The organism is Providencia sp. wls1922, from assembly GCF_009706505.1.
In the GTDB taxonomy this organism is placed as follows: Bacteria; Pseudomonadota; Gammaproteobacteria; order Enterobacterales; family Enterobacteriaceae; genus Providencia; species Providencia lanzhouensis.
Genome location: NZ_WLUG01000095.1, coordinates 23,598 through 29,837, shown reverse-complemented (window position 1 = coordinate 29,837; position 6,240 = coordinate 23,598). Strand labels below are relative to the sequence as shown.

Sequence of the window (6,240 nt, the reverse complement as noted above, 5' to 3'; positions counted from 1 at the left end):
CAATACTAATGAACCGTGAGGCTTAACCTGACAACACCGAAGGTGTTTTCGAGATGAGAGATTGAGTTGATTTTCAAAGAAAGTGAGAAGCCGAAAGGTAGGCACACAGCTTGTTCAGGATTGATATTCTGGTTTAAGAGAAAACTTAGACGGGAATAAACAGAATTTGTCTGGCGGCAATAGCGCGGTGGTCCCACCTGACCCCATGCCGAACTCAGTAGTGAAACGCCGTAGCGCCGATGGTAGTGTGGGGTCTCCCCATGTGAGAGTAGGGAACTGCCAGACATTAAATTAAAGCTTATTGCGAAGCAATAAGTTGCCGAAAGGCAAAAAGAATAAGTGGAGCGGTAGTTCAGTTGGTTAGAATACCTGCCTGTCACGCAGGGGGTCGCGGGTTCGAGTCCCGTCCGTTCCGCCACTTAATTTAGGGGCGTAGTTCAATTGGTAGAGCACCGGTCTCCAAAACCGGGTGTTGGGAGTTCGAGTCTCTCCGCCCCTGCCAGTTACCAATTAAGTAATAATAAAAGAAGTATCTATTGATAACCCGATTATATTAATCGGGTTTTTCTTTTTGTACCCCTTCATTTCTTCCTAACTATAAAATTTCCTAGCACTTATCCTACCTATCTACCTTTAAATATTCCATCTAAGTGATAAAACATAGCAATAAAAAAGGGCGACAGTTCGCGCCCTGTTTTGAATTCTCTAATGTCTATTGGGTGTTTGGTATTGGTGTTTTAATAAGTTGATTAATTAGAACTTGCTGATCATTTTTTTTCAGCCAAATTGCATATAAAGGCTTAGTAATAACGTTATTTGAGAGTGTTTTTAACGTTGGATAATGTTGGAGCCAATGTGTTGGTAAAAATGCCGCTGAAAGCGATACAGGCAACAATTGACGCGTAATTTCTGCGGACGTCGTAATCATTACAGGGGAATCATCTTGAAGTAGCGTTGGTTCATTCTTGGGATGAAAATCAGCCCCCCATTCTAGCTTGATAAAATTATACTGAGTAAGGGCTATATTCTTTTGGGATGCCATTAATTGAAGTTGAATAGAACCAATGATGGTACTTTCAAATTCATCCATTTTTGGTGGCTCGATCGCTATCAGTAAGTCTAATTCTCTAGAGTGTAACTGTTTGACGAGTGATTGGCGTGTAGATACGCGAGCTTCTAATCGTAGCTCATCATGTTGGTTATATAAAACTTCCAACCAGCCAGTGAGATAACTTTCCCATAATGATGAAGTAGCGCCGATAGATAGCTCGGTATGCTGGGATGCGTGTGATATCTCTTTTTTGGCTTGAAGCCATGTATTCATTAGAGATTCAGCATAAGGAACTAAACGTTCTCCAGCAGCAGTTAAACGAATATTATTTCGGTGTCGTGTGAATAGACTTGTACCTAATTGAGTTTCTAACTGTCTGATACGAAAGCTAACGGCAGACTGCGTTAAGTAGAGAGATTCTGCGGCTCTGCCGAAGTGTCTGGTTCTACTAACTTCTAAAAAAGTTCTTAATAACTCGCTGTCCACACGCATCTCCAATAATTTTTGTCGTGATGATTCAAATGTTTTGTTTTACAGATTGTCAATGCTGTCTAATACTCCGCGCCATATAGAGTTGACCGTAATCAGTTAGGAGTGTGTCAGATGGCAGATAGCTTCATCACGACTAATCGTTTTTTTGATAATAAACATTACCCACGTGGCTTTTCTCGTCATGGTGATTTCACCATCAAAGAAGCTCAGTTGCTAGAACGTCATGGTCAAGCTTTCAATGAGCTTGATACAGGAAAACGCGCAGCGCAAACAGAAGAAGAAAAATTATTCGTCGCTGTTTGCCGTGGAGAGCGCGAACCTACAACCCTTGAAGAAAAAGTATGGGTGAAATATTCTAGCAGAATTAACCGTCCAAAGCGCTTCCACACACTATCGGGTGGTAAGCCACAGATAGATCCATCAGAAGACTATACTGATACGGATGATTAATTTCATTAGTATTAAAACAGTATAAGCATTAAAACAAATAGGGACTTAGGTCCCTTTTGTTGTTTATGTCTAAGCATTAACTTTTGTCTTAATTCCTTCAGCTTACTTGTTTTTGCAAATGAAGCAATAACTTATCCATTGCCCGATACCCTAGCGCCTCTAGTAAATGTTCACGTTGTATATTCGGTGAATAGCTAAGATCTGCAATTGTTCGCGAAACTCTAAGAATCCTGTGCCAAGCGCGGATAGATAGCCCTAGTTTAATAAGTGCATTCTCTAAGAATAGTGCATCTTCAGCAGCCAGTAGGCAGGTTTTTGTTGTTTCACTTGCTGTTAGCTGACTATTAATTTTACCCGCTCGATTGATTTGTTGGTTTCTTGCTTCAATAACTCGTAAGCGAATTTGTTTGCTAGCTTCGCCTTGGTGCGTTTGTTGACTTAAAGTACCTAGAGGGAGTAGAGGGATCTCAATAGAGAGATCAAACCTGTCTAAGAATGGCCCTGAAATGCGTGATAAGTATCGTAGTACTTTCGCTGGAGAGGTACGACTCATTTCTCCTTGGTAATGCCCAGTGGGGCTAGGGTTAAGGGCTGCGATTAATTGGAAGTTAGCAGGGAAACACACCTTAGCTTTAGCTCTTGAAATGACAATTTGATGAGATTCTAGCGGTTCTCGTAAAGAGTCTAATACGGAGCGTGTGAATTCAGGTAATTCATCTAGAAACAATATGCCGTGATGGGCGAGGGATATCTCTCCTGGCTTAGGTAAGGAGCCACCACCAATCAAAGCGGTCATTGATGTATTGTGGTGAGGGCATCTAAATGGTCGTGTAGGCCACTTATTTATGGTTTCCATGGTTTGGCTAAGGCTATGTAATGCTGTGACTTCCAGTGCTTCTTGAGGCGTTAAGGGCGGGAGTAAAGTTATCAACCTGTGAGCTAACATAGTTTTACCTGTACCAGGAGGACCTGGCAGTAATAAATTGTGTCCACCTGCTGCGCTGATTTCTAATGCTCGCTTTCCTTGCTCTTGACCTATGATATCGCGAATATCATTTTCATGGTCAGAGGGATAAGCATGTTGAATAACTTGTTGATTCCTCGATAGTGTACTTTTTTGATGCAAGTAATGACAAAGTTCCAGTAAAGATGCGGCAAAACAGACGCTACTATCTGCTAATAAACTGAGTTGATATTGATTATCTTTCGATAGAATTAATTGTCTGTTTTGGTTTATTGCTGCTTGAGCGGCAGGGATCCCGCCGTTGACATAACGTATATCTCCAGAGAGCGCTAATTCACCAAGAAACTCATGGTGCTCCAATAACTGATCAGGAATTTGTCCAGATGCCGCCAGTATTGCAATCGCAATAGCTAAATCATAACGACCACTTTCTTTAGGCAAATCTGCTGGCGCTAAGTTTACCGTCATCTTTTTTACTGGATATTCAAAGCCACTATTGACCATAGCACTCCGTACCCTATCTCGCGCTTCTTTAACTGCAGTTTCTGGTAATCCAACTAGAGTTAACCCCGGTAGTCCATTACTAATATGAGCTTCAACGGTCACAAGAGGAGCGTCTAATCCAATAGATGCTCGCGTGTAAACAATAGCTAACGCCATAAATCACCTCTTTGATTGACTAGCATAATATTCTGTTGTGAATCAGACGTGTTTTTCTATTGTGATTTTCATATTTGCGAAGCGACTCGATAATTAAATTGTTTAATTGCATGGGTGTTTCATTTTTTCTCGATGCGCTTTGAAGCCTTTAACTTAGCTAGTTACATTCATTTTGTTTTTTGAATAACAATAGTTTCAACAGCAAATTGGTTAAGTGAGGTTAATTTTTTGGATAGGCTTGATGGCGTACATTTCGCTAAATCAGAGATAGAGAATTGAGCTAAATCATGGGCAAATATTATTGCTAATCGCTAGTTTTTTGCTTTATTAATAGTTGTTTAGTCTGATTTAATTGTAATTCATTGAATTTAAATGAAATAAAAAACTTAATCATTAAAAAAATAAATAAGAGTTGTCAAAGTAATTTTAAAATGATAGTTCTTTAATAAAGATAACGATTAAAGTTGAAAAGATTAAACACATGAACAAATTCATCCAAGTGATTAGCCTAATTATTAGCGTGGTGGTGATTATTATCCCACCGTGCGGGGCTGCACTTGGACGACGAAAGCTGAAATAATAGCTAAATCTTACGAGAACCCCGCACCGAAAGGCGCGGGGTTTTTTTTGACATAAAATTTATGCAAACCAACAAAGATAATAAAAACATAATAAATACAAGTAAATAAAAAGGCAGATAGGTGATAAACATGAACGGAGCACAGTGGTTAGTTCAAACATTAAGGACACAAGGCGTTGATACTGTTTTTGGATATCCAGGTGGCGCTATCATGCCTGTTTATGACGCGTTGTACGATGGTGGTGTGGAGCATTTGCTGTGTCGCCATGAGCAAGGCGCAGTTATCGCTGCCATCGGCTATGCTCGTTCGACAGGAAAAACAGGTGTTTGTATTGCGACTTCAGGTCCTGGAGCAACAAACGTGATTACAGGATTGGCTGATGCATTGCTTGACTCCGTCCCTGTTGTTGCTATCACCGGGCAGGTAGCTTCAGAGTTTATTGGTACAGATGCCTTTCAGGAAATTGATGTTTTAGGATTATCTTTGGCCTGTACAAAACATAGTTTTTTGGTGGAATCCATAGAGGACTTACCTCGTATTCTTGCTGAAGCTTTCGCAATCGCAAATAGTGGGCGTCCCGGACCAGTACTGATTGATATTCCGAAAGATATTCAGCTGCAATGTGCAGATTTATCGCCCTATTTAATGCCTGTAGAGCAACAAGATTCGACTTCTGAGGATGCAATCCAACAAGCAAGAACGCTGTTGGAACAGTCAGAAAAACCGATGTTATACATTGGTGGTGGAGTCGGAATGTCAGGGGCTGTAACTGAATTAAGAGCTTTTATAGAACACACAAAGATTCCGTCAGTTGTCACCTTGAAAGGTTTAGGTGCAGTACATCCAGCAGATAAAAACTATCTAGGCATGTTGGGGATGCACGGTACAAAAGCTGCCAATATTTCAGTGCAACGTTGTGATTTACTCATCGCGGTTGGTGCGCGTTTTGACGATAGAGTTACAGGTAAATTAAACACTTTTGCTCCTAATGCGAAAGTTATTCATATCGACATTGATCACGTTGAGTTGGATAAATTACGTCAAACCCATGTAGCACTATTGGGGGATGCGAAAGCGCTATTGCCTCAATTGATGGTGACAAAAAATATCACAAGTTGGCAGGAAGAGGTTCAACAACTCAAGCACGAGTTTGGCTGGCGCTATGACCACCCCGGCGAACCAATCTACGCCCCATTATTGCTGAAACAGCTGTCAGACAAAATGAAACCCAATACTGTTGTTACAACAGATGTTGGTCAGCACCAAATGTGGTCTGCTCAGCATATTGTTGTTGATGGACCAGAGAATTTTTTAACGTCAAGCGGGTTAGGAACGATGGGTTTTGGGATCCCCGCAGCGGTGGGAGCTCAAGTTGCTCGCCCTGAAGATACCGTTGTTTGTGTATCTGGCGATGGATCTTTCATGATGAACGTGCAAGAGCTGGGAACTATCAAACGTAAGCAATTACCCGTTAAGATTTTATTGTTAGATAACCAACGATTAGGAATGGTTCGTCAATGGCAAGAGCTGTTTTTTGAGCAACGCTACAGTGAAACCATTTTGACTGACAATCCAGATTTTGTTGCATTAGCTAGCGCTTTTGGCATTCAAGGTCGCCGTATTACATGTAAATCAGAAGTGGACGCAGCACTCGATGAGCTACTGACAAGTGAGGGCGCGTTTTTATTACAGGTATCAATTAATGAATTAGAAAATGTCTGGCCATTGGTTCCACCAGGGGCTAGTAACGAAAAAATGATGGAGAAACCGTTATGATGCAACATCAACTCTCGATATTAGCCCGTTTCCGCCCCGAGGTTTTAGAGCGTATTTTGCGAGTAACTCGCCATCGTGGATTTCGGATTAGTTCTATGAATGTGGATCAATTATCAGATAGTGATAATGTAAGTATCGAACTAACTGTCAGCAGCCAGAGACCGTTGGCACAGTTATGTGCACAGTTAACGAAGTTGGCTGACATCACTGAAGTTGAAATAAAACAACAAGAATCGCGACTATTACGCACACAAAGTGCAATGTAA

Annotated in this window: 6 protein-coding genes, 2 tRNA genes and 1 rRNA gene; 7 read left to right on the top strand and 2 right to left on the bottom strand. The window is 41.1% G+C overall.

The window, feature by feature from the left end; genetic code table 11:
* Positions 1 to 169: 169 nt before the first annotated feature.
* The 3 genes from rrf (at position 170) to GKR71_RS12840 (ending at position 502) form a co-directional block, all read left to right on the top strand.
* Positions 170 to 285 (top strand): 5S ribosomal RNA (gene rrf, locus GKR71_RS12850).
* A gap of 56 nt (positions 286 to 341) precedes the next feature.
* Positions 342 to 418, top strand: a tRNA-Asp gene (locus tag GKR71_RS12845).
* A gap of 8 nt (positions 419 to 426) precedes the next feature.
* A tRNA-Trp gene (locus GKR71_RS12840) sits at positions 427 to 502 on the top strand.
* 210 nt (positions 503 to 712) lie between these two features.
* Here the strand turns inward: GKR71_RS12840 and hdfR are convergent.
* Positions 713 to 1,543, bottom strand: a complete 831-nt coding sequence (hdfR, locus tag GKR71_RS12835) for an HTH-type transcriptional regulator HdfR (protein WP_036948769.1) — start codon at positions 1,541 to 1,543, stop codon at positions 713 to 715.
* A gap of 111 nt (positions 1,544 to 1,654) precedes the next feature.
* Here hdfR and GKR71_RS12830 point away from each other — a divergent pair, with 111 nt between their 5' ends.
* Positions 1,655 to 1,993 carry a DUF413 domain-containing protein gene (locus GKR71_RS12830; RefSeq protein WP_036948772.1) on the top strand — a complete coding sequence of 113 codons (339 nt, stop codon included), beginning with the start codon at positions 1,655 to 1,657 and terminating at the stop codon, positions 1,991 to 1,993.
* Positions 1,994 to 2,090: 97 nt separating this feature from the next.
* On the opposite strand, the gene GKR71_RS12825 is transcribed toward GKR71_RS12830, so the two are convergent.
* On the bottom strand, positions 2,091 to 3,617 hold the full coding sequence (locus tag GKR71_RS12825; RefSeq protein WP_154634367.1) for a YifB family Mg chelatase-like AAA ATPase: 1,527 nt from the start codon (positions 3,615 to 3,617) through the stop codon (positions 2,091 to 2,093).
* Positions 3,618 to 4,098: 481 nt separating this feature from the next.
* Here GKR71_RS12825 and ilvL point away from each other — a divergent pair, with 481 nt between their 5' ends.
* The 3 genes from ilvL to ilvM all read left to right on the top strand — a co-directional run bounded on the left by ilvL (position 4,099) and on the right by ilvM (position 6,240).
* Positions 4,099 to 4,197: an ilv operon leader peptide gene (gene ilvL / locus GKR71_RS12820; protein ID WP_108478773.1), complete on the top strand. Its 99-nt coding sequence runs from the start codon at positions 4,099 to 4,101 to the stop codon at positions 4,195 to 4,197.
* A 130-nt stretch (positions 4,198 to 4,327) separates the two neighbouring features.
* Positions 4,328 to 5,974, top strand: coding sequence for an acetolactate synthase 2 catalytic subunit (ilvG, locus tag GKR71_RS12815; protein WP_154609862.1), 1,647 nt, complete (start codon positions 4,328 to 4,330; stop codon positions 5,972 to 5,974).
* Entirely contained in the window at positions 5,971 to 6,240 is a 270-nt protein-coding gene (ilvM, locus tag GKR71_RS12810; protein ID WP_036948778.1) for an acetolactate synthase 2 small subunit, read from the top strand. The genes ilvG and ilvM overlap by 4 nt, the downstream gene beginning before the upstream one ends.

Coding starts and splice junctions, on each gene's coding strand:
- hdfR (WP_036948769.1), bottom strand. CDS start 1,543: ATGCGTGTGGACAGCGAGTTATTAAGAACTTTTTTAGAAGTTAGTAGA.
- ilvM (WP_036948778.1), top strand. CDS start 5,971: ATGATGCAACATCAACTCTCGATATTAGCCCGTTTCCGCCCCGAGGTT.
- ilvL (WP_108478773.1), top strand. CDS start 4,099: ATGAACAAATTCATCCAAGTGATTAGCCTAATTATTAGCGTGGTGGTG.
- GKR71_RS12825 (WP_154634367.1), bottom strand. CDS start 3,617: ATGGCGTTAGCTATTGTTTACACGCGAGCATCTATTGGATTAGACGCT.
- GKR71_RS12830 (WP_036948772.1), top strand. CDS start 1,655: ATGGCAGATAGCTTCATCACGACTAATCGTTTTTTTGATAATAAACAT.
- ilvG (WP_154609862.1), top strand. CDS start 4,328: ATGAACGGAGCACAGTGGTTAGTTCAAACATTAAGGACACAAGGCGTT.